Source organism: Metabacillus sp. YM-086, assembly GCF_048059995.1.
Lineage (GTDB): Bacteria > Bacillota > Bacilli > Bacillales > Bacillaceae > Metabacillus > Metabacillus litoralis_B.
In genome coordinates this window covers 34,256-57,275 of record NZ_JBLUOI010000005.1, presented here as the reverse complement: position 1 = coordinate 57,275, position 23,020 = coordinate 34,256, and the positions used below count along the sequence as shown (strand labels likewise).

At 35.1% G+C, this 23,020-nt stretch carries 26 protein-coding genes and 1 pseudogene; 9 read left to right on the top strand and 18 right to left on the bottom strand.

Annotated elements, in window-relative coordinates:
* Position 1: 1 nt before the first annotated feature.
* Both ACEWK1_RS03640 and ACEWK1_RS03635 read right to left on the bottom strand, forming a co-directional pair.
* A complete protein-coding gene (locus tag ACEWK1_RS03640) occupies positions 2 to 1,222 on the bottom strand; it encodes an FtsW/RodA/SpoVE family cell cycle protein (protein ID WP_212134419.1) in 1,221 nt (406 codons plus the stop codon).
* A 162-nt stretch (positions 1,223 to 1,384) separates the two neighbouring features.
* A complete protein-coding gene (locus tag ACEWK1_RS03635) occupies positions 1,385 to 1,666 on the bottom strand; it encodes a YlaN family protein (RefSeq protein WP_098799401.1) in 282 nt (93 codons plus the stop codon).
* A gap of 309 nt (positions 1,667 to 1,975) precedes the next feature.
* Between ACEWK1_RS03635 and ACEWK1_RS03630 the strand changes: the two genes are divergently transcribed.
* Positions 1,976 to 2,473, top strand: a complete 498-nt coding sequence (locus ACEWK1_RS03630) for a peptidyl-prolyl cis-trans isomerase (protein ID WP_212134417.1) — start codon at positions 1,976 to 1,978, stop codon at positions 2,471 to 2,473.
* Between the two features lie 55 nt (positions 2,474 to 2,528).
* Here the strand turns inward: ACEWK1_RS03630 and ACEWK1_RS03625 are convergent, their stop codons facing one another.
* Complete coding sequence (locus ACEWK1_RS03625) at positions 2,529 to 3,857, bottom strand: PhoH family protein (protein WP_121661285.1); 1,329 nt, start codon at positions 3,855 to 3,857, stop codon at positions 2,529 to 2,531.
* Positions 3,858 to 4,187: 330 nt separating this feature from the next.
* On the opposite strand from ACEWK1_RS03625, the gene ACEWK1_RS03620 reads away from it, so the two are divergent.
* The gene (locus ACEWK1_RS03620; protein WP_121661284.1) at positions 4,188 to 4,793 is read left to right on the top strand and encodes a YhcN/YlaJ family sporulation lipoprotein; all 606 of its coding nucleotides are present in this window, start codon (positions 4,188 to 4,190) and stop codon (positions 4,791 to 4,793) included.
* 131 nt (positions 4,794 to 4,924) lie between these two features.
* Here the strand turns inward: ACEWK1_RS03620 and ACEWK1_RS03615 are convergent, their stop codons facing one another.
* Positions 4,925 to 5,383, bottom strand: a complete 459-nt coding sequence (locus ACEWK1_RS03615) for a pyridoxamine 5'-phosphate oxidase family protein (protein WP_121661283.1) — start codon at positions 5,381 to 5,383, stop codon at positions 4,925 to 4,927.
* A 155-nt stretch (positions 5,384 to 5,538) separates the two neighbouring features.
* On the opposite strand from ACEWK1_RS03615, the gene ACEWK1_RS03610 reads away from it, so the two are divergent.
* Both ACEWK1_RS03610 and ACEWK1_RS03605 read left to right on the top strand, forming a co-directional pair.
* Positions 5,539 to 5,739: a YlaI family protein gene (locus ACEWK1_RS03610; RefSeq protein WP_098799396.1), complete on the top strand. Its 201-nt coding sequence runs from the start codon at positions 5,539 to 5,541 to the stop codon at positions 5,737 to 5,739.
* Positions 5,736 to 6,170, top strand: coding sequence for a hypothetical protein (locus tag ACEWK1_RS03605; RefSeq protein WP_232273505.1), 435 nt, complete (start codon positions 5,736 to 5,738; stop codon positions 6,168 to 6,170). The genes ACEWK1_RS03610 and ACEWK1_RS03605 overlap by 4 nt, the downstream gene beginning before the upstream one ends.
* A gap of 24 nt (positions 6,171 to 6,194) precedes the next feature.
* On the opposite strand, the gene ACEWK1_RS03600 is transcribed toward ACEWK1_RS03605, so the two are convergent.
* Both ACEWK1_RS03600 and typA read right to left on the bottom strand, forming a co-directional pair.
* Positions 6,195 to 6,515 (bottom strand): YlaH-like family protein, encoded by a 321-nt coding sequence (locus ACEWK1_RS03600; protein WP_232273506.1) that lies wholly within the window; start codon positions 6,513 to 6,515, stop codon positions 6,195 to 6,197.
* Positions 6,516 to 6,723: 208 nt separating this feature from the next.
* Positions 6,724 to 8,565 carry a translational GTPase TypA gene (typA, locus tag ACEWK1_RS03595; protein ID WP_098799393.1) on the bottom strand — a complete coding sequence of 614 codons (1,842 nt, stop codon included), beginning with the start codon at positions 8,563 to 8,565 and terminating at the stop codon, positions 6,724 to 6,726.
* 214 nt (positions 8,566 to 8,779) lie between these two features.
* Between typA and ACEWK1_RS03590 the strand changes: the two genes are divergently transcribed.
* Positions 8,780 to 8,965 carry a DUF5325 family protein gene (locus tag ACEWK1_RS03590; RefSeq protein ID WP_121661281.1) on the top strand — a complete coding sequence of 62 codons (186 nt, stop codon included), beginning with the start codon at positions 8,780 to 8,782 and terminating at the stop codon, positions 8,963 to 8,965.
* 57 nt (positions 8,966 to 9,022) lie between these two features.
* Here the strand turns inward: ACEWK1_RS03590 and ACEWK1_RS03585 are convergent, their stop codons facing one another.
* The 3 genes from ACEWK1_RS03585 to ACEWK1_RS03575 form a co-directional block, all read right to left on the bottom strand.
* On the bottom strand, positions 9,023 to 9,487 hold the full coding sequence (locus tag ACEWK1_RS03585) for a GNAT family N-acetyltransferase (protein ID WP_121661280.1): 465 nt from the start codon (positions 9,485 to 9,487) through the stop codon (positions 9,023 to 9,025).
* Entirely contained in the window at positions 9,484 to 10,275 is a 792-nt protein-coding gene (locus tag ACEWK1_RS03580) for an inositol monophosphatase family protein (protein WP_121661279.1), read from the bottom strand. The genes ACEWK1_RS03585 and ACEWK1_RS03580 overlap by 4 nt, the downstream gene beginning before the upstream one ends.
* A gap of 144 nt (positions 10,276 to 10,419) precedes the next feature.
* Positions 10,420 to 10,575, bottom strand: a complete 156-nt coding sequence (locus tag ACEWK1_RS03575) for a hypothetical protein (RefSeq protein WP_232273945.1) — start codon at positions 10,573 to 10,575, stop codon at positions 10,420 to 10,422.
* Between the two features lie 380 nt (positions 10,576 to 10,955).
* Here ACEWK1_RS03575 and ACEWK1_RS03570 point away from each other — a divergent pair, with 380 nt between their 5' ends.
* Positions 10,956 to 11,576, top strand: a complete 621-nt coding sequence (locus ACEWK1_RS03570) for a YktB family protein (RefSeq protein ID WP_121661278.1) — start codon at positions 10,956 to 10,958, stop codon at positions 11,574 to 11,576.
* 65 nt (positions 11,577 to 11,641) lie between these two features.
* On the opposite strand, the gene ACEWK1_RS03565 is transcribed toward ACEWK1_RS03570, so the two are convergent.
* Positions 11,642 to 11,911, bottom strand: a complete 270-nt coding sequence (locus ACEWK1_RS03565) for a UPF0223 family protein (protein WP_212134413.1) — start codon at positions 11,909 to 11,911, stop codon at positions 11,642 to 11,644.
* 34 nt (positions 11,912 to 11,945) lie between these two features.
* Entirely contained in the window at positions 11,946 to 12,902 is a 957-nt protein-coding gene (locus ACEWK1_RS03560; protein ID WP_212134411.1) for an NAD(P)H-dependent flavin oxidoreductase, read from the bottom strand.
* A gap of 275 nt (positions 12,903 to 13,177) precedes the next feature.
* On the opposite strand from ACEWK1_RS03560, the gene ACEWK1_RS03555 reads away from it, so the two are divergent.
* Entirely contained in the window at positions 13,178 to 14,653 is a 1,476-nt protein-coding gene (locus ACEWK1_RS03555; RefSeq protein ID WP_121661275.1) for an aminotransferase class I/II-fold pyridoxal phosphate-dependent enzyme, read from the top strand.
* A gap of 234 nt (positions 14,654 to 14,887) precedes the next feature.
* On the opposite strand, the gene ACEWK1_RS03550 is transcribed toward ACEWK1_RS03555, so the two are convergent.
* The 3 genes from ACEWK1_RS03550 to ACEWK1_RS03540 form a co-directional block, all read right to left on the bottom strand.
* Positions 14,888 to 15,028, bottom strand: a complete 141-nt coding sequence (locus ACEWK1_RS03550; RefSeq protein ID WP_121661274.1) for a GapA-binding peptide SR1P — start codon at positions 15,026 to 15,028, stop codon at positions 14,888 to 14,890.
* Positions 15,029 to 15,341: 313 nt separating this feature from the next.
* Positions 15,342 to 15,809, bottom strand: coding sequence for a hypothetical protein (locus tag ACEWK1_RS03545; protein ID WP_212134409.1), 468 nt, complete (start codon positions 15,807 to 15,809; stop codon positions 15,342 to 15,344).
* A gap of 38 nt (positions 15,810 to 15,847) precedes the next feature.
* On the bottom strand, positions 15,848 to 17,569 hold the full coding sequence (locus tag ACEWK1_RS03540) for a tetratricopeptide repeat protein (protein WP_212134407.1): 1,722 nt from the start codon (positions 17,567 to 17,569) through the stop codon (positions 15,848 to 15,850).
* A 235-nt stretch (positions 17,570 to 17,804) separates the two neighbouring features.
* Here ACEWK1_RS03540 and ACEWK1_RS03535 point away from each other — a divergent pair.
* A pseudogene (locus tag ACEWK1_RS03535) lies at positions 17,805 to 18,305 on the top strand (BCCT family transporter); the annotation flags it as partial.
* A gap of 20 nt (positions 18,306 to 18,325) precedes the next feature.
* Here the strand turns inward: ACEWK1_RS03535 and ACEWK1_RS03530 are convergent.
* Positions 18,326 to 18,577, bottom strand: coding sequence for a hypothetical protein (locus ACEWK1_RS03530; RefSeq protein ID WP_121661270.1), 252 nt, complete (start codon positions 18,575 to 18,577; stop codon positions 18,326 to 18,328).
* A 260-nt stretch (positions 18,578 to 18,837) separates the two neighbouring features.
* Here ACEWK1_RS03530 and ACEWK1_RS03525 point away from each other — a divergent pair, with 260 nt between their 5' ends.
* Positions 18,838 to 19,212, top strand: coding sequence for a hypothetical protein (locus ACEWK1_RS03525; protein WP_098798087.1), 375 nt, complete (start codon positions 18,838 to 18,840; stop codon positions 19,210 to 19,212).
* Between the two features lie 52 nt (positions 19,213 to 19,264).
* Here ACEWK1_RS03525 and lpdA read toward each other — a convergent pair whose 3' ends face one another.
* Genes lpdA through ACEWK1_RS03510 form a run of 3 tightly spaced genes read right to left on the bottom strand, consistent with a single transcriptional unit; the run spans position 19,265 to position 23,018 of the window.
* The gene (gene lpdA, locus ACEWK1_RS03520; RefSeq protein ID WP_121661269.1) at positions 19,265 to 20,677 is read right to left on the bottom strand and encodes a dihydrolipoyl dehydrogenase; all 1,413 of its coding nucleotides are present in this window, start codon (positions 20,675 to 20,677) and stop codon (positions 19,265 to 19,267) included.
* Between the two features lie 3 nt (positions 20,678 to 20,680).
* Complete coding sequence (locus ACEWK1_RS03515) at positions 20,681 to 21,991, bottom strand: dihydrolipoamide acetyltransferase family protein (RefSeq protein WP_121661268.1); 1,311 nt, start codon at positions 21,989 to 21,991, stop codon at positions 20,681 to 20,683.
* Between the two features lie 49 nt (positions 21,992 to 22,040).
* Complete coding sequence (locus tag ACEWK1_RS03510; protein ID WP_121661267.1) at positions 22,041 to 23,018, bottom strand: alpha-ketoacid dehydrogenase subunit beta; 978 nt, start codon at positions 23,016 to 23,018, stop codon at positions 22,041 to 22,043.
* Positions 23,019 to 23,020 lie beyond the last annotated feature (2 nt).

Genomic DNA, 23,020 nt, shown 5'->3' with positions numbered 1-23,020 from the left:
TTTATCTTATTGAAGTATTCTTTGTTGTTGGTTGAATAGGCTGAACTTCTTGTAATGGTTGATTATCCATTTTCACAGGCTTCTTATACGTATCGCGATATGTTGTAAACATTGATACATTTATAAGTAGCCCCATAGAGATAAGGAGCAAAAGAATAGAAGAACCTCCATAACTTATAAACGGTAATGGAACACCTGTAATCGGTAGTAATCCCGTTAAGCCGCCTAAATTAATCATAGATTGAATGGCAATCATACTTGAGATGCCAACGGCAAGCAAGGTACCAAAAGGATCTTGACATTTCCTAGCAATATAAAACCCTTTTATTACAATAAAAGCTAGTAGAATCAATACAAATAGGACTCCAAAGATTCCTAATTCTTCAGCAATGATAGACATAATAAAATCAGTATGTGATTCAGGTAAGTATCCATACTTTTGAACACTTTGTCCCAATCCTAATCCTGTTAAGCCACCAGAACCAATTGCATAAAGAGAATTCACAAGTTGATATCCTGCTCCCCCTTCGGTTCCGAAAGGATCTAGCACACCAGTAAAACGACTCATCTGTTCATCACTAAAAAACCCTTTAAGTACGATAAACGGTAGCATCAATAAACCAAATAACCCTAAAAGAGATATTAGCTTTAACATACTTTTTATCGCCATTCCTGAGCAGACAATCATACAAATAGCAATCATCCCGATTATAAAAGCAGTTCCAAAGTCAGGTTGAATGACAACAAAAAAGCAAATAAGTCCTGTGAAAATAAGCGGAGGAAGAACACCTCGTCCAAATTCATCTATATAAGACTGTTTCTTATCATAAACAGCTGCAAGATAAATGATTACACTTAGCTTCACAAACTCACCAGGCTGAAGGCTGAAACCACCTAACTTGATCCAACTTTGAGCGTTACCGGCTACATGCCCGATAAAAAATAAGGAGACTAAGAGGCCAATTGAACCAAAGACAATAAATTTTAAAATTTTACTATTTAAAAATGCTCTGTAAGGAAAAATCATCATTACAATAAATGCAAGACCTCCTCCAATTAGAGCCATTTTTTGCCTTTGGAAAAAATGATCTGGCTCAAAGCCATATCGTGCAACTGCTGTGATCATACTAGAACTATAAACCATAACTAGTCCAAATGAACATAACAGGATAACAGCTAATATTAATGAATAATCATATGATTTTATTATTTTTTTCATCATAATTATCTCTTCCTTACTTAAAAACATGAAGTAAATCTAGTTGTACCTTTATTTTACTATATCTTCGCTTTTTGTAGAGGAAAATCCTTTAAAATCGTTATATTTTTATCAATAAACTAAAAAAACTCAAACTATTATGTGTGAGTTTGAGTTTTTAGTCAACTATTTTGTTGTAAATGCATCGTGTAATGCAGACAACTCTCTTTCAAGCGAATCAAGAAGTTCTTTTCCTTCACGTTCCTCAACTAAACCAAGCCTTACAGCGAAGTCTATTTCCCTAGATAAACCAAACATTTGTGTATCTAAAACCTCTTCATAAAGTGGACATTGAGGCATCGTTAAATTATCCATTTGAACCTTGATTAATTTCATGATTTTATCAGCATCTGCCTTAAGTACCGCAAGTGCCTTTTCTCGATGATTAACAGCAATCTCAGACGCCAATTTAATCCCTCCGTTTCCGAGCGATTACCCTATTCTATGTATTAATATTAAATCCATTGAAGGAAAAAAGCAAGGACAAACAGACTAAAGATTAAATAATCCTCTAAAATTTAAGCCTATTTGTTAATTCTTAAAAATTATCATAATGGAATTAGATTTTGATAGGCTAAAGCTAATGTACTTTTTAAACTAATGATCTCTCTTCTGAAATGGAATTATTTGTGAACTTCGTTTAAAAAAGGATGCTATCTTAACATGTGACAAATTTTCCATAAAAGCTTATACTAGCGTTGTAAAGGGGTGTTCATAATGAATTCAATTATTATTATAAAAGGAAAGGTAAATTATCAAATTACCTTAGATCCAGGTGTTTGGATTTTCGATGATAGAAAAGTTGATTTGACAACTTATTTTCATACGGAACAGGAATCAAAAGATGAGTTAGAAGAGTACACGAAAGCGGTATCTAAACACTGGGAACGTGAAATTCGCGAAGGAGCTATTTACCCTCCAACACTTAAGACAGAACGTACATATGAGAGAGAGAAAATTTTGAACGGAACCTTCGGAATTCCTTTTAAACCCTTCCTTCAAAATGCCGAGTTCCAAGATGATGCAAAAGAGGTTCAATTTATTACAAAAGACCAGAAATACATCGTTCCACTTGAAGATGCATCAGAGATGATATTAGGTTTTAGCAAGAAAGGAAAACCTCTTAAGGAAGATGGTCCAATTCACGTTTATTATGGCAATGGATCAAATATCGATTCACCAATAACGCATGTAAAAGAAATCATTGTTTCTTAATTAGTTACGAAAAGGGCTCATTAAAGCCCTTTTCGATTTCACTAATTGTCCATCACTATAGTATGTCAGCTGCAAGCTGAGCCAACCCAGACCTTTCTCCTTTTACCAGCCTTACATGACCAGCTATAGGCTGATCTTTAAACTTTTCCACAACATAAGTTAGTCCATTATTATATTCATCTAAATAAGGATGATCTATTTGTTCAGGATCTCCCATTAAAACAATTTTACTTCTCTCTCCAACACGCGTAAGAATGGTTTTCACTTCATGTTTTGTTAAATTTTGTGCTTCATCAATAATAATAATTTGTTCAGGTATACTTCTTCCACGAATATACGTTAAAGCTTCTACTTCAATTGATCCCATTCCAGCTAATATAGCATCAAGCTCACCTGGCTTTTTTGTATTAAAGAGATATTCAAGGTTATCAAATATTGGCTGCATCCACGGTCTAAGCTTTTCTTCTTTCTCACCAGGTAAAAATCCTAAATCTTTTCCAACAGGCACGATCGGTCTTGCAACAAGTAACTTTTTGTAAGAACCAAGATCTTCAGTTTGCATAAGACCTGCCGCTAAAGCAAGTAATGTTTTTCCAGTTCCTGCTTTACCAATTAGTGTAACTAAAGGCAAGTCCGTTCTAAGTAAAAGCTCCATAGCCATCGTTTGTTGTACATTTCTAGGTTTGATTCCCCAAATGTGATCATGGTCGAATACTAGTCTTTGAATTTTCTTACCTGAATGATCTACCTTACCAATTGCAGAGGACGAACCTCCAAGTGCATCTTTCATGATCACAAATTGATTTGGATAAAAAGGATGATCCGTTATTTCTGATAATATCAATTCATTTTTTTCATAAAAACGATTTAAATTTTCATTACTAATATACATGTCGAGAAAGCCTGAATAGATGTGATCGATTTCTACTACTCGATCACTTAAAAAATCCTCAGCAATTAAACCAATCGCATCAGCCTTTACTCGAACGAGTGTGTCCTTACTCACTAATATTACTGCTCGGCCATTTTCTTTCGTCTGTTCCTCTAATGATAAATTCTTTGCCACTGCAAGTATTCGGTTATCATTTGTTTTTTCAACAAAAATTTCTTGTAATTGGTGAAAAGACCGATGATTTAATTCTATCCTTAATGACCCACCATTGGGTAAAGGAATTTTCTCATGAAGTTTGCCTGTTTCTCTAAGCTGATCAATCAGTTTTGAAACTTGCCTTGCATTTCTTCCTATTTCATCCATATACCGCTTCTTTGAATCAACCTCTTCTAAAACCACTGCTGGAATAACTACTTCATTTTCTTCAAAGGAAAAAATTGAATTCGGATCTTGCAATAATACATTTGTGTCTAGAACATAAATCTTCCTCAAACCTCCGCCTCCTACTCCGTTCCTATTTTTTTATGGAGTTTAAACAATTAGGTGGTGAAAAAAAGTCAAGCTGTGAATGAAGCGTTGCTAAAATATATGAAAGAATGAATAAAGATAGAAGGTTTATTAGACAATAAAATTAAAAAGCAGTAAAAAAACTTCTTTTCAACTTAAATTCGGATGTAAAATCAATAAACATTTCGGTGTATATCAGCTGAGTTAAAAGTGGTGTACGGAAAGACTCCTTAGTGAAACACACTAAAGGAAAAAAGGATCAAAAACCAGGAAAGATTAACATGAATATTTAAAAAAATCATAAGGAGTGATCTCATGAAATTCATTACAATTCTTTTGTTATCGTTCCTCATCATAACCGGTTGCAATCAAGACCAAGGTGCTAATGATACGCAAAACAATGACGGAAACGAAACACAAATAAATGTTAAGAACAGCGTAGAACAGCATGTGGATCGTAAAACAGGACAAGAAATCTCAAAGCATCTTGTGGAGCTTGCCAATCAAATACCTGAAGTTAACGATGCAACAGCTGTTGTGCTTGGACAATTTGCAGTTGTAGGTATTGACGTTAATTCAAAACTTGATCGTAATAAAGTAGAATCAATAAAATATACAGTTGCTGAAAGCTTAATGCATGATCCATATGGAGCAAGAGCAATCGTCATTGCAGATGCAGATACAAACGTTAGACTACGTGAAATGGCCAACGAAATTCAGGAAGGACGACCAATTGTGGGTATCTTAGACGAGTTAGCAGCCATTGTTGGACGTGTCGTACCAGAAGTACCGGCTGAAATCTTAGATAACCAACAAAAACAACCAACAGAGCAAAGTAAGAATCAACTAAATGAGCAAGAAGAAAAGTCGTTAGAAAAAGAACAGCAAGATCAATCGAATGGTCATTTAAACGATAAGTAAATCAGTTACTTTGTTAATATAAAAAGACTGCCTGGAACAATTTATGAATACCTAATTCGTGTTAGCTATGTTAGGGATCATCTTGTTTCAAGCAGTCTTTTTCCTAAATACGACTATAAGATATTCACTTTTCAAGCATGATTTTTTAAAGCATCTAATACTTGTTTATCTAACTTAGACGCCGCTTTTTCATCATATGTTTTTTCATATTGTGGTTCGGCTGAAATCTTTGAACCATAGAACATAACATCACGAACTTCAATTATCGATATTTCAATTAAAGCAAGTTTCAACGGAACTTCTTCCAACCTTTCTCCTTTAAGATGTGCATTTCCGTTAATGGAGTATGTAGATTCGTTAGCTATTAAATTTAAAACAACTGCAGGATGTTTCTTTATATTATCAATGATTCGTGAACGTTGATCTATTGCTAAAAAAATCCGGTTAGTTTCCGGAGCAAAAACCCAAGAAATGGCACTTATGTTTGGAGAACCCGTTTCATAATCAATTGTTGCCAAAGTTACATACCGCTCTTGTTGCAAAGCATTAAATAAGGGCTCAATTAACACTGGTTCAACTTTATTAGCCATCTGAATCCTCCCTTTCCATTTTATATAGAAATATCATACCTTTTTTTCTAAAATGTTCCAACTAAAAACATTCCTTCTCAATTCTTTTAAAGGCTTATGTTATAATATGACCAATAGAATTAGTAAAAAGATATTAAATAATAAAGAGGTGCCAAATGAGAGTTAAGTGTGTTATTTGTGATACAGTGGAAAACATTGACGATGAAACATTAGTTGCAAAACGACTTAGAAATCGTCCAATTCATACATATATGTGTAATCCTTGTCAAAACAGAATTACAGAAAAAACAAATGAGCGAATTGCAACTGGTAAGTTTCGACTTTATCAAGATAAAAAGACAGAAGACACCTGGTGAGAATACTTCAAGGGCTCGTTACCGGACTTATAAGCGGAACGGTATTGGGCTTGTTTTTAAAATTAGTCGAAACATTAACAAAACTAAAGGTTTACACACTATTATTAAATATTGATTTTATTTATATTGGTTATATTCCTGAAATCTTAGAATTTATTATTCATCTAGCAGTATCTGTTATAATCGGGGTAATCTTTGTTTTTTTTACTCATTCCCTTAAGCTCATACAGATGAAACAGCAGGTTCTTCTTTCATGTTTCCTAACCTTACCAACTGTTTTTTTATATTTCCCTTTAACAATACTTTCCATAAAAGAAACACCAGATATACTTGACTTTACAGCTATACTTTGGTGGACACTAGGACACTTACTATACGCCTTAATCCTACCAATTCCACTACGATTTTTTTCTAAATCAACTAAAAAATAAAGGTTCTGACTTTGGTCAGAACCTTTATTTTGCTTCTTCTGCTTCTTGTTTTTTTGACTGATATAGCCTGATTTTGTAAATAATTAAAATAAGTGCTGCAACCACTAATCCTTCTGCAACTGGTAAAAAGATCCCTAAAAACGTTAATACCGTACAACCAAAGGCTAAAAAGGTATAAATAACAGCCGATTTTAAAATTGGGAGTTTTTTAGCAAACCCAAGTTTATATACAAGAATCGATAAAAATAAGATTGTTAAGTATAACATCCACATCCCAAGCTTCGGATTATCGACAACTTGGTACAGGCTAGGAAAAAACGAAAGTCTTTCTGAAACATCCATCATGTCCCCTCCTCACAAGTTTACTTGCTAGTTACTTACTGTGGACAAAACTCTAATTATATACTAACACATAAATTGTTCCATTTTTTTAGTAAATTGGAGCTAGGTAAGTCAGGTTACCATTCATCCACAAATTAAACTATGAACATTACTTTAAGTGAATAGGCTGATTCTATACAATAGAATCAGCCTATTCAAATTAGCTTTCCAATTACATTCCAGCTAGTTTTTTCTTTTTAGCTGCTTTTTCACGTTCATTTTTATCAAGAATTTTCTTTCTCAATCTGATCGATTCAGGAGTTAACTCGCAATATTCATCATCATTTAAATACTCAAGGGCTTCTTCTAATGACATAATACGAGGTTTTTTCATTGTACTTGTTTGATCTTTAGTAGCAGAACGAATATTTGTTTGTTGTTTCATCTTACAAATGTTAACAACTAGGTCATTTTCACGAGTGTGTTCTCCAACAATCATACCTTCATACACATCCACACCAGCTTCAACGAAGATCACTCCACGGTCCTCAACACCTTGAATACCGTAAGTTGTAGACTTGCCATTCTCCATTGAAACAAGAACACCTTGACGACGTCCCCCTACTTTACCAGGTTGCATTGGCTGGTAGCTGTCAAATGTGTGGTTAATAATACCGAATCCACGAGTTAAAGACATAAACTCTGTTGAATATCCAATTAATCCTCGAGCTGGTACATTAAATATTAAACGTACTTGACCATTACCGTTATTTATCATGTCAAGCATTTCACCTTTACGAGCTCCAATAGATTCCATAACAGAACCAGTGTGCTCTTCTGGAACGTCAATTTGTACACGTTCTACTGGTTCACATCTTACTCCATCAATTTCCTTAACAATAACCTCTGGTTTGGATACTTGTAATTCATATCCTTCACGACGCATGTTTTCAATTAAGATTGATAAATGAAGCTCTCCACGGCCGGAAACAACCCACGCATCTGGTGAATCTGTTGGATCAACACGTAAGCTTACATCTGTTTGCAATTGAGCTAACAAACGTTCTTCAATTTTACGTGCTGTGACAAATTTACCTTCACGACCTGCAAACGGACTGTTATTTACAGCAAATGTCATTTGTAATGTAGGCTCATCTATACGTAGAATAGGAAGTGCTTCCTGATGTTCAGCTGGACATACTGTTTCACCAACATTGATATCTTCCATACCTGATACTGCAACAAGGTCCCCTGCGACAGCTTGTTCAACTTCAACACGTTTTAATCCTTGGAAACCAAAAATCTTTGATACACGGAAGTTTTTAATTGAACCATCAACTTTCATTAATGAAACCTGTTGTCCAACCTTCATTGTTCCACGGAACACGCGTCCAATCCCGATACGTCCTACGTAGTCATTGTAATCTAACAATGCTACTTGGAATTGAAGAGGCTCTTCTTTGTTATCGACTGGTGCAGGAATATGATCTACAATTGCATCAAATAATGAAGCCATATTTTCTTCTTGTTCAGCCGGATCAGGACTTGTACTTGCTGTACCATTAATAGCAGAAGCAAATACCACTGGGAATTCTAATTGATCTTCGTTTGCATCAAGCTCGATGAATAAATCTAAAACTTCATCGACTACTTCTGATGGACGTGCAAAATCACGGTCAATCTTGTTTACTACAACAATCGGTGTTAAGTTTTGCTCTAATGCTTTCTTTAATACGAAGCGCGTTTGTGGCATACACCCTTCATAAGCATCAACAACAAGCAATACGCCATCAACCATTTTCATAATACGTTCAACTTCTCCACCGAAGTCAGCATGCCCTGGTGTATCCATAATGTTAATACGTTTGTCTTTATAGTTTATAGCTGTGTTCTTAGCAAGAATTGTAATTCCACGCTCACGCTCAAGGTCGTTTGAATCCATTGCACGTTCAGCAACTTGCTCGTTCGTACGGAATGTTCCAGACTGATGTAAAAGTTGGTCAACCAAAGTCGTTTTACCATGGTCAACGTGGGCAATAATAGCAATGTTGCGAATATCATTTCGAAGTTTCACAATTTCATCTCCTAAAAATATATAATAACCAAGAATGAGGTGTTACCTAATTAAAAGGCTCATTCCTGTAGTATTCTGAGTTAATACTATCATTATTTCAAAATCACCTTCGATATTATACCATAAACAATCTAGAAAAGCTGAAAGATTTTAAGTAAACTATAAGAATGGAACAAAAATTAGGCAAAGCCATGGTTGGGAGCTGTCATTTTTAATGAAACAAGGTAAATGGATTTTTCTTGTATTAGCTGTATTAGCAGCCCTTTTTATGATTGGAATTGGAGTGGCTGTTGGTGAACGAAGCATCCTAGGAATTATTTTGGCCATTATTGGTCTTAATGCTGTAATGGCTGCAGGGTTTATTATGAAAAAAAGAATGAGAGAAAAAGGATTAATATAAGATCCTCTACTTTTCTCTAAACGTTAAAGAAAACTCGCCATTTTCGGCGAGTTTTCTTTATAACGGCTTAACAGAGATCATAAATTTTTTATGAGATGTATCGTCCTCTTCAACCTTAAATTGCTCAAATCCACATTTCCCAAGAAATAGAAGCCAGGAATCCCTCTGAATAGGACACCCCGCAAATACTGCTTTATGTCCGTTATCACTTAAAACCATTCCGATCTCATTCAGTATTGCTCTTCCATATCCTTTTCCTCTAAAGTTTTCATGAACAATAATCGTACCAATCCAAGGTTTCTCGTTAGATGGAGCCCATTCCAGAACATATGATACACCCAATAGGTGATTTTCATCCAACCATACCCTCCATTCACCATTGAACATTTTGTATGATGATAGGTATTCAGTAAGGTCTTCTGCTTTACATTCTTCCTCTTGCCATTCTAGACTTGTCCTAATTAAATCCATGAAAAATGGATGATCACTCGTCTCAAGTATTCGAGATTTTAATTTTGTCATTTTACCAAAAATTCTTTAAGGATATATTGATGTAATGATTGTTCGCCAATAAAAAAGCTATTCTTATTTAATAGATCAAGCTTTTCTCCTGATAATGTTGACGCATTTGCACCAACTTCCTCTAGCAGAACTAAGCCTGCTGCGAAGTCCCACGGTGCCAATCTCATTGTCATATAAGCATCTAAACGGCCGGCTGCAACATATGCACATTCAAGTGCTGCTGATCCATATGATCTTGTACCACGTACCCTTTTAACAATCGGTGTAATTAATTGATGATCGAACCGTTTATTCTCTGTTACCCACATCGGACTTACACTTAATATAGCTTGCTCGATTTTCACTTCATCAAGTTTAGGCAAAGGTAACTCATTCATATAAGCTCCCTCTCCTCTAAAAGCATGATAAAGCTCTTTATGTACAACATCATAGATCAACCCTATGTATCCAATACCATCTCCATATACGCCTACAGATATAGCAAAGTTTCTTTGCTGATGAACAAAATTCATTGTTCCATCAATTGGATCAATAATCCACACGACTCCGTCTAAGCTTTCTACCTTATCACCATACCCTTCTTCACCAAGGATTTTGTGGTCAGGGTAGGTTTCTTGAATTTTACTGATTAAATATTGTTCTACTTCTTTATCCATATTTGTAACCAAATCATTTGGGTTTGACTTGTACTGTATAGAAAGGGCAGAATCAAAAGAGTTTCTAATTAATTCACCGGCTTCTTCCACCCACTGTTTTGCCCTTTGATCTAATTCCTTCCAGTTCGTCATTAAGCAACCTCATTTCTATGTAATAAATCACCATTTCTATATTAAGCATACTGTATGGAATTAATGGAAATCAAGTATCTGACACTTTGTCGCGCAGATAAAAACGAACCTAACCTAAGGTTCGTTTGTAGATATTCTTCTCTACTAAGCTTGAAGTTTCATCCACTCTTTTCTTAACTTTTCCAATTTTTGTTTACACTCTATTTTTTTCTTTTGATCTTTATTCTGCATAGCTTCGTAAAGGGAGGCTAATTCGTAATCGAGTTCGAGTCTTAACACCCCAATACGATTGTTAATCATTTTCTGACCACTCGTTTTAACTATTTGTTTCACTTTTTACCGCCCCTTTCATTTCATCTTTTTTATAACAAGGTAACCATCAAAGCGATTTCAAAGAATCATTTAATGTTTTAATAGTTTTTTTATATAATATGTGGTCGTAAAAAAAGTTGGAACCAATTAGACAAAATTGTGTATTTACCTAATCTATACCACTAAATTTTTTTTTGAAACTTAAAAATGAGAGTATCAAGAATGTACGTTCGGGTAGTTTTAACTAGTAAATAATCAATTGTTTTTAAGGTAAACTTAAAGAAGTCATATAACTAGGAAAAAGGAAGGGAATTGTTTATAATAATTATAAATTAAAATTAGATATAAACTAGGAGGAACTTTGATCGATGAAGTTTAATGGGTTTACGAACGAAGATTTTGAAACATTTACAATAGATGGTTTGGATGAACGGATGGAAGCAATTCGAGGACGCATCCAACCAAAATTCCATGAGTTAGGACAAGCTTTAACAGATGATCTTGCTTCTTTGCTACAAAAGGAAATGTTTTTACATATAGCAAAACATGCAAGAAGAACGGTAAATCCACCTAAAGACACATGGTTGGCTATTGCAGATAATAAACGTGGATATAAACAGCACCCTCACTTTCAGGTTGGATTATTTGATGACCATCTTTTTATTTGGTTGGCATTTATTTACGAATTACCAAACAAGGAAAAAATTGCAAAAAACTTCTTAGAGCATCTAGATAAAGTTGTAGAAATTACACCTGAAGAATACTATGTTTCTTTAGATCACACAAAAAAAGATGCTAAGCCACTTCATGAGGCTGATTTAAAAAAATCTTTAGAAAGATTTAGAGATGTAAAAAAAGCGGAATTTCTTATTGGTCGTCATTTCCGAGCACAAGACCCAATTGTACGAGACGGAGATAAGTTATATGAAGTTATTCGTGAAACATACGAGACACTTATTCCTCTTTATAAGCTGTCTTTCGATAAATAAAAAAACAAATGATTTATAATAATAAAACGTCCAAAGTGCTTTTACTACTTTGGACGTTTAGTTTCCTACATTTTCACCAAATGAACTTCTTCAGCATCTTTTGCTTTTTTGATCACGCGATAGGATGAATAACCGCTCACTTCTTCAAATTCATTGCATATTGTCTTTTCCTCTGCCTTGCTTGGCACGATCTCTTTAAATCTTCGATATGCTGTCATTAGTTTTGTCCGATCAATTCCATTTTCATATGCTTTTTCGATACATTCAAAAAAATGAATAACATCAACTGTTTCTTCTGTGTTCCAGTCTAAAGAAATAGGATACTGATATTCCATGTTTAACGCCTCACTTCCACTATGTCTATTAACATTATGTCCATTCTTTACGGATTGTTTCCGCATCTGTAATAATCCGGGTTACTAGCTCTAGGACAGAAGGTATGTCTGATATTAATCCCATTACTTGTCCTGCCCATGCGAACCCATCATTTATCTTACCATCATATATGTATTTTTTGTTAGCTACCCCACTAATGTAAGCTTTTAATTCTTCATACCCACCAGAATTCTTTTCGATTTCTAAGATTTTGTCTGTCCATTCATTAGCAATTGCCCGCGCAGGTGCTCCAATTGATCTTTTAATAACAACTGTGCTGTTTTCATCTCCATCAATTAATGCTTTCTTATAAACAGGGTGTGCATGAACACATTCTTTCGTAGCAATAAATCTAGTGCCCATTTCAATTCCATCAGCTCCTAGGCTTAAAGCAGCCATTAGCCCTCTGCCATCAGCAATACCACCTGAAGCAATAACCGGTATATTGACAGCATCAACTACTTGAGGGATTAACACCATAGTTCCTACATCTGTTCTTCCAAGATGTCCCCCGCCTTCTTGTCCTACTACCATTACAGCATCTGCACCCAACTCTTCAGCTTTGATAGCCTGCCGTTTTGCTGCTACTAAGACCAGTTTTTTTATTTCCGTTCCTTTAAGTAAATCAAAAATAGGACTAGGGTTTCCACCTGTCATTGAGATCACTGGGACATTTTCCTCAATTGCTACTTGTACTAGTTCTTCATACCCCTGCCCGTGTTGACCGATAGCAAAATTCACTCCAAACGGTTTTGATGTTTTATCACGTATCTTTTTAATTTCATTACGAAGTGCATCAGCTGTTCCAAGTGACATAGCTGTAATTTGCCCCAATCCACCAGCATTTGAAACTGCAGCAGCTAAATCAGAATAGGCTAAATACGCTAAGCCTCCCTGTATAATTGGATATTGAATCCCCAAAACATCAGTTACTCTTGTTCTCCAATTCATTTCTACCCCTCCTTTATTACATAACTATTCTAGTCTTGCTAATATCTCCCTTCTATCTTTTGAAATTTAATCTTTTCTGTTGACTGAGTTTATTGATAGCGATATAATTCACTTGTTTTATGTCTAATAATAAGGCAGATTTCGACATAAACTTATGTAATACAAGTAAAACTTAAAAGTATCGGATCTCATACATAGACACTAAACATCATCCGTTGCTTTTGATGTCATAAAAAACGCAATAATATCTTTCAAAAAAGAAGGTGGGAACAACTTTGTCACAAAAAGAAACACCATTGTTCACTGGTTTAATTGAACATGCAAAAAAAGACCCTATTCAGTTTCATATTCCAGGACATAAAAAAGGAGCGGGGATTGATCCTGAATTTAGACAATTCATTGGTGATAATGCCTTATCAATTGATCTAATTAATATCGGACCTTTAGATGACCTCCATGCCCCTAAAGGTATGATAAAAAGAGCTCAAGACCTAGCAGCGGAAGCATTTGGTGCAGATCATACATTTTTCTCTGTTCAAGGAACGAGTGGTGCCATTATGACAATGGTTATGACTGTTTGTGGGCCTGGAGATAAGATTATCGTTCCTAGGAATGTTCATAAATCCGTTATGTCTGCCATTGTCTTTTCTGGTGCAACTCCTATTTTCATACATCCTGAAATTGATAAAAAACTCGGCATTTCTCACGGTATAACAACAGAAGCTGTTGAGAAAGCACTTGAACAACATCCTGACGCAAAAGGTGTACTTGTAATAAATCCTACTTATTTTGGGATTTCTGCTGATTTAAAGAAAATCGTTGAAATTGCTCATTCCTACTCAGTTCCAGTCTTAGTTGATGAGGCACATGGGGTGCATATACATTTTCATGAAGATTTACCTTTAAGTGCGATGCAAGCAGGTGCCGATATGGCCGCGACTAGTGTTCATAAACTAGGTGGTTCAATGACTCAAAGCTCTGTATTAAATGTAAGAGAAGGACTTGTATCACCACAACGTGTTCAATCCATTTTAAGTATGATGACAACCACCTCAACTTCGTACTTGCTTCTTGCTTCACTTGATGTTGCAAGAAAACGATTGGCAACTGAAGGACATGAACTTATTCAGAAAACGATTGAGTTGGCAAATTATACGAGAGATAAAATAAACGAAATTCCTAACATATCTTGTATAGGTAAAGAAATAATAGGTACTAAAGCAACATTTGATTACGACCCAACAAAATTAATTATTCCAGTTTATGAACTTGGTATTACGGGCTATGACGTTGAAAAATGGCTTCGAGAAAAATACCTAATTGAGGTAGAATTATCTGATTTGTACAATATCCTTTGTATTATTACACCTGGAGATACTAAAAATGATGTTGATACATTGATTAAAGCATTGAGTGAGCTATCTTCAGAATTTAAGGCAATGAAAGAGCAAAATGATGTAAAAGAACGCATTTTATTACCTGATATTCCAGTACTTGCGCTCACACCGAGAGATGCATTTTATTCAGAAACTGAAATTGTGTCCTTTGAAGAATCCGCAGGTAGAATTATTGCTGAGTTTATCATGGTCTACCCTCCAGGTATACCAATTTTTATACCAGGGGAAATCATTACTGAAGAAAATTTAACATATATTAAGAAAAACTTGGAAGTAGGTTTACCAGTTCAAGGTCCAGAGGATCCTACACTTAACAAAATACGAGTGATAAAAGAACACAGAGCAATTAGATAAAAATCCCCTCCCTTTTTGGGAATTCTAAAACGTTTGTTAGATAAGAAAAGCTTAGCAGGTAGCCCAAACGAAAGCCTTAGCTTTTCTTATCCACATCCATAATATCTTAACTTTCTGATCGTACAAAACAAAGCTCAAGTACCTATACAAGTACTTGAGCTAATTTTTTCAGTACAATTCTCCAGTACTGAATTATCATTCATAGTCGGTCTTACCTTTTATATTTAACCCCTTTTACTTGACCTTTACTGAGCTTCGTTGCTGGTTTTGGCTACAACAATCATTATGACTACATTTACCATATAAAATTGTCACTTTTTCTCCTTCTACATGACCGATTGTAGAGCTGCAGTGCTGACATACGATTGTTCCCATCTCCATACCCCTTTTCACTCTAGATAATTAAAACTCTTTAATTCTCCTTATCTCTGAAAGCGTTTAATTAACTTGTTACATCCATAATAATATGTCACATTTGAATAGTCAATAGTTAATTGTATAACACATTTATTTATTAGTTATTTTAAGCATTTGTTAATATGAAGTATATTTTTAGTTAGAGGAGAATACATATAATCTTAATAAGGTGATTATAAACGCTTAAGTAACAATTTTAATCCAATAAAGTTTCAGATGAAAAAAGGTCACTCTTTTTTTCAATAGAGTGACACATTATAACGTTTATAACCTAATATTTTATTTTCTTTTTTGCTTTTTCCAATTCATTTAATATAGATTGATATGTGTTTTCCGATAGTACTGTTGGGTCTTTTTTATAAGCATCCACTAACATCTCAAAGTCTTCAATCGCAGTTGAAGTGCGATGAAAAACTGATTCAGGCATTCTTGCACATACATTACCTCGTAGAATACGTATTGTATGATTTGTTGGTTCGTTCGAAACAGCTTGATCTAGCATTCTCAAACCTTCTAGTGCATATTTTTTCTTATCTTTAGGGATTGGGGTATCTCTCGCTAAAAGTGCTGTAGCACTTCCGTAATATCCTAATGACTCTATGTGATTTGGTTTTTCACTTGCTAACGTTGCAAATAAATGATATGCCTGCTGAGCAGCTTTTTTATTTCCCCTTACACCTTTATGATAAAGGTCAACAGCCTCATCAAAACGAAGATTCCATTCTGTATTGTTAGCCATACATAGCCTCCTAATTTTCAAGTTAAACAAACAAAGAATCAATCCTCAATCCGTATCCCTTTTTCAGTCAAAAACTCCGAATAAAATAAATCTTCATCTTCCTTAGCAAGTTCAGACCAAATTTTTTTGGCTTTATGAACAAAATATTTTTTCTCATAAACAGTTCCAAGATCAGCTAATACCTTTAAATATTGACTATGGGTTATATCAATATCTGAGCTACTTTGATACATTTTAATAACCGCTTCGAAATCCTTAATTATCTGATCACTACAACGAAAGAACGTATCTGGAAGGCTAAATTGTATATAGGCTCGATGTAAAAGAAGTTGAATATACCTTGGATCATTAATCGGAATAGATGTATTTAGTTTTTTTAGCCCTTTAATAGATTGACTAAAGACCTCATAAGGATCCGAGAAGAATCGACCTAGTAAGGTTAACGATGCAGAATAATAAAACTTTGCTACCGGGCAGCTGCTATATTCTTTTTGAATAAATTCCCATAAAGCTAGTGATTGTTTTGCTGCCTTTTCATTACCGTTTACACCAATATCATGAAGTTGTAATGCAGTTTCATATAATTGTTCCTTTGGTTTTTCAATTATTTCATCAAGTAATAGCTCTTCAAATGAAAATACGTTAATTAATTCGTTTGCTTTGGTAACAATCTCTTTATTTGATGAAAATTCAACAAGTTTATGCCATTGTTTGACTGCTTCCTCTACCATATCTAATCGAACAAAGCATTCTCCAAGCCTAAGTAGGATATCTTCATAGATAGCCAAAGAAAAAATAGTAGGATTTTTTTCATACTGAGCTGATAAATATTGAAAATCACGTGCTGCAGTTGAAGATCGAAAAAAGAAAAACTCTGGCAATCGATAACTTTGCATCGCCCTTACATATCTTATTTTATAAAGTGTAGGATATTCACTTACAAGCTTATCTAATAGATTTAAAGTCTTATACGCATTAGTGAAGAGTTCAACCATACCGGCAAAACTATGACTATCTTTAATTGAGTTCAAATGAACATTATAAGCTTGTAAAATTGGATTTGAAGAATCTTTATCCATTAATTGTGAGACTTTTTTCATAACCTTAAGTAAAGAGACCTCATCACTACAAATTGCCATAGTATATAAAGAATGAATTTCATCATTAATTGGATCATTTATATTAGCTACTGGTATAGATTTAATTTTGCTATTAAACTTAGGGATTTTATATGAAGAATCTATATCTAATAATTTATTTACTACCTCCGTTGCTTCTTCTATCTTACCTAAACGTTCATATGCAGTAATTAAACTCTCCATTGTTTCAATATATAGTGTTTGTGGAATGCCATAAGAATTACGTTCATACATGTTTATAATACGTTCAAAATCCTCAATTGCTGTTTCCGTTCGATGAAAGCGACCTTCAGGCAAATTAGTGGCAACATTACCTCGTAATGTTCGAATTAATGCATTAGAGGGATCTTTTAAAACCGCCACATCAAGCAACTTTAGCCCTTCATTTGCATATTTCCCTTTCTCTCTCAGGTCAAATGTATCTCTTGCTAGCAAAGCCTTTGCCGATCCAAAATAAGCCATTAATTCTGTATTATTGGGCTCTTCTTTTGTAAGCTCCTCAAAAAGACGATGTGCCTCAATACCTGCCTTTTTATCACCCTTTATTGCCTTGTAATAAGACTCTACACCTTTATCAAACTGCTCCTCCCAATATTCCTCTAAATTTTCATGAGAATTCATGGAACATATCAAACCTCCAATCAACATTCGTATTCTAGAAAATACAGTGATAATCTATGATTTAAAACAGTAACAAGTGTCAGAAATATAGAAAAACTATGAAATAGTCTATATTTTTTACAAAGTAAATGAAGAGATGTTCAAGGCTTACTAGACCTTCTCAAACAAACAACTATTTTTAGATTTCTCTGAAATTTCCTTTATACATCGTGATTTGTCGTATAGATTTACCTTTATTTCAAGAGGGCGAACGATCCGTGAATTCGTCACCGGTGTCCTTGCAGTCCCAACCATTTTCGGGGCACTCTGGTTCTCTGTTTTTGGTGGATCAGCCATTTATCTAGACTATCTACAGAATGTGTCAATCGTTGACATCGTAAATGAACAAGGAAAAGAGGTTGCTCTTTTTGCAGTATTAGATCACTTTCCTCTTGGAACGTTCATGTCATTTATTGCGATTTTTTTAATTAGTACATTCTTCATTACATCAGCTGATTCTGCTACGTTTGTGCTTGGTATGCAAACCACAAACGGTTTATTGAATCCGCCAAATAAAATAAAATTCATTTGGGGCGTTATCCAATCTGCCTCAGCTGCTATCCTCTTATAGTCAGGTGGATTAGGCGCTTTACAAACTTCAGCGATTATTGCAGCACTTCCTTTTGCCGTGATTATGATCCTAATGGTTTTCTCATTATTAAAATCACTGCAACAAGAAAAAGTGGTTAGAAAGTAAAATGGGTACCAATTTGGTACTCATTTTTTCAATCCAATAAAAATAAGTTGATTGACAATAGCAAAGAGCAGGAGAGAAAAAAGAGAAAAGTATATCGCATTTTTCCTCGCTTTTATTAAAGTATAGGCAATTAAATATGAAAGATAGAAAAACATGACCAATAAGATCATTTTTGCTAAAAAGCTATCTTTTTTTGAAAGCCATTCTATAACACTATAGCTACTCCACAAAAGGAGATGAGTAACAGAAAGCAAGCTCCATGTTTTTTTCATTTCATCCTCCCCCCTTTACCAATTCTTATGCAACAACATAAGATTCTTTCAGGGATTTTGAAGCTTAATCTTAATTTTTTGTATAGAAACTTCATTATATTTTTCATTTATGTAACAAATAGATGACAACAGGAAGAAAATTGAATTATTATGATAAAATGTGTTTAATTTAGATACATATTTTTGGATTTTATAAGTGAAATTCTGTCATAAATAATTATTTCGTTCTATTTTATTCTATTAAAAAGAGGTGGACATGGATGAAAAGATCAATACTTATTGCCTTCATCATACCAGTCATTGTTCTTTCTTCATGTGAAAATCTGTTGTTTTCAGAAGGTCCCTTAAATGAAGATATACCCCAAGACAAACAACTAGTGTTTTTTTCCGATGATGAAAATATTCAACGTGAAGCAGTCTATTATGATGCCTTATTAGACATTAAAAAGAATTTCCCAGAGGAATTTGAGAATATGAAAATAATCTCAGAGAAAACAGATCATAATCAATTCGAGATCGAAACTTTTCCTTCCCTGCTTGTTATTGATAAGAAACAAGTTTTAGTACAAATCGAAGGAACCGTTGTATCAAAAGAAGATATATTAGAGCCTGTGTCAAGCGCTCTATCGAAATAGACAAATTACATGCAAAAAGGCTGACTCTAGTAGTCAGCCTTTTCTTTATTTATTATTTCACAATATGAATTGGGCTACCAATTGCAACTTCAGCAGCTTCCATTGTGATCTCACCTAATGTTGGGTGAGCATGAATTGTCATTGCAATATCTTCTGCTGTCATACCAGCTTCAATTGCTAATCCTAACTCTGAAATCATGTCTGAAGCACTTGGTCCAGCGATTTGTGCACCAATTACTAATCCATCTTCCTTACGAGTTACAAGTTTTAAGAAACCATCAGTATTGTTAAGTGATAACGCACGACCATTTGCAGCAAATGGGAATTTAGAAGCATTCACTTCAATACCTTCTTCTTTTGCTTGAGCTTCTGTGTAACCTACTGAAGCTAATTCTGGCTCAGAGAATACAACAGCAGGAATAGCTAAGTAATCAATCTCTGCTTTTTCTCCAGCAATTGCTTCTGCAGCAATTTTACCTTCATAAGAAGCTTTATGAGCTAAAGGAGGTCCCTCAACGATATCACCGATTGCGTAGATGTTTGGAACGTTTGTACGGCATTGTTTATCAATTTTGATAATTCCTCTGTCCGTCATTTCCACACCTACTTGCTCTAAACCAAGTTCATCAGTGTTTGGACGGCGTCCTACAGTAACTAATAGGTAGTCAGCTTCAACTGTTTTTTCTTCACCGTTTACTTCGAAAGTTACTTTAACACCATTGTCAGTTTCTTCCACACCTTTTGCCATTGCTTTTGTGTGAATTTCAACATTTCCTTTTTTCTTTAGGTTACGTTTTACAATAGCACTCATTTGTTTTTCAAAGCCAGCAAGAATTTCATCAGCAGCTTCGATAAACGTTACTTCAGTACCAAAGTTTGCGTAAGCTGTACCAAGCTCAGTTCCGATATATCCTCCACCAATTACAACAAGCTTATTAGGGATTTCTTGAAGGTTTAATGCACCTGTAGAATCTAATACACGCTTAGAGTATTTGAAAGCTGGGATTTCAATCGGACGTGAACCAGTTGCGATAATAACATTTTTAAATTTGTAAGTTTGTGAAGACGTTTCGTCCATAACTTTTACTGTTTCATTATCTACGAAGTAAGCTTCACCACTAACTACGTCAACTTTATTACCTTTAAGTAATCCAGCTACACCGCCAGTTAATTTTTTCACAACACCTTGTTTAAATTCTTGAACTTTTGAAAAGTCAACAGTTACGTTTTCAGCTTTAATACCCATATCTTCAGAGTGTCTAGCTTCTTCATAACGGTGACCAGCAGAGATTAGCGCTTTTGAAGGAATACAACCAACGTTTAAACAAACCCCTCCAAGTGTTGCTTTTTCAACTACTGTTACTTTTTGTCCTAGTTGTGCAGCGCGGATCGCTGCAACGTATCCGCCTGGGCCTGCTCCTATGACAAGAGTATCTGTTTCAATTGGGAAATCTCCTACTACCATCGATTACGCCTCCATTAAAATTAATTGTGGATCGTTAAGTAAACGCTTGATGTGGTTAAGAGCATTTTGAGCTGTAGCACCATCAATCATTCTGTGATCAAAGCTTAATGATAAAGCAAGAACCGGAGCTACAACAATCTCTCCATCACGAACAACAGGTTTTTCTGCAATTCGTCCAATACCTAGAATAGCAACCTCTGGGTGGTTAATTACTGGAGTGAACCATTGACCACCTGCAGAACCAATGTTAGTGATTGTGCAAGAAGCACCTTTCATTTCATTTGGTGCAAGCTTACCTTCACGCGCTTTTGTAGCAAGTCCGTTAATTTCATCAGAAATTTCAAATACAGATTTGCGTTCTGCATTTTTCACAACTGGTACTAGAAGACCTTTTTCAGTGTCAGCAGCAATACCAATGTTGTAATAATGCTTTTGAACAACTTCTTCTGTTTTGTCATCAAGTGAAGTATTAAGTACAGGATACTTTTTAAGTGCTGAAGTAAGAGCTTTCACTACGTACGGTAAATATGTTAACTTAATACCTTGCTCTGCTGCAACATTTTTGAATTGTTTTCTATGAGAAACTAAATTTGTTACATCCACTTCATCCATTAAAGTAACGTGTGGAGCAGTATGTTTTGAGTTAACCATCGCTTTAGCAATTGCTTTACGGATTGGGCTCATTTTTTCACGAGTCTCTGGGAATTCACCCTCTGGAATTGCTTGAGCTGCTGCTGGTTGAGCTTGTTTTTCTTCTTTTGCAGCTGGTGCTTCTTCTGTAGTTTCAGGTTGTGCAGAAACTCCTCCACCTTGTAAGAATGAATCAACATCTTCTTTTAATACACGACCATTTTTACCGCTACCTGAAACTTGACGAATATCCACATCTTTTTCACGAGCATATTTACGTACAGATGGCATAGCAATAACACGCTTAGAAGGATCTACCTCTACTTCTGCAGGTGCAGCAGCTGGAGCTTCTGCTTTCTCTTCTGCAGCAGGTGCAGCTTCAGCTTTTTCTTCCTTCTTAGGCTCATCATCACCATGATCACCTTTGAATTTAAGGTTTTCGTAACCAGGTGCATCAAAAGTAATAATCGTTTGACCAACAGTTGCAACTGTTCCCTCTTCTACATTTACTTCTGTAACTGTACCTTTAACTGGTGATGGGATCTCAACAACTGCTTTATCATTTTGAACTTCAGCAAGGACATCATCCTCTTCAACCTTGTCGCCTGGTTTAACGAACCACTTTACAATTTCACCTTCGTGGATACCTTCACCAATATCAGGCAGTTTAAATTCAAATGCCAAATCATTCAACCTCCTATAATTATGTTAAAAATTCGTTTTGAAGTATTAATTAAAATTCAAGAACTTTTCTAGCTGTTTCTAAAATATCTTTATAAATTGGTAACCAAATGTTTTCCGCTTCAGTAAATGCATATACAGTATCAGGAGCAGTCACACGCAATACTGGTGCTTCTAAGCTTAAAATTGCTCTTTCAGTAATTTCAGCCACTACATTAGCCGCAATACCTGCTTGTTTTTGTGCTTCTTGAACAACAATTACACGACCTGTTTTTTCAACAGATGCAATAATTGTTTCAATATCTAATGGGCTGATTGTACGTAAGTCAACAACCTCAACAGAAATACCTTCTTTTTCTAATTCTTCCGCAGCCTTTAATGATTCATGAACCATTGCTCCGTAAGTAATAATTGAAAGATCTGTACCTTCACGTTTTACATCAGCTTTACCAATTTCAATTGTGTACTCTTCTTCAGGAACTTCCTGACGGAATGAGCGGTATAATTTCATGTGCTCTAAGAATACAACTGGGTCATTATCACGAATAGCAGAGATTAAAAGTCCTTTTGCATCATAAGGAGTTGAAGGAATAACAACTTTCAATCCAGGTTGTTGTGCAACAAGGCCTTCTAAGCTATCAGCGTGAAGCTCTGGTGTATGTACGAATCCACCAAATGGCGAACGAATTGTTACTGGAGCAGTCCAATGTCCACCAGAACGATAGCGCATACGAGCTAATTGACCATTTAATGAATCCATTACTTCATAAACGAAACCAAAGAATTGAATTTCCATAACTGGACGGAATCCAGTTAAACCGAAACCAACTGTTAATCCACCAATACCAGACTCAGCAAGTGGCGTATCAAATACTCGGTCTTCTCCAAACTCTTTTTGAAGTCCTTCCGTCGCACGGAATACCCCACCGTTCACACCAACGTCTTCACCATATACAAGGACGTTTTCATCATTTTTTAATTCGGTGCGTAATGCATCAGTGATGGCTTGAATCATTGTCATTTGTGCCATGG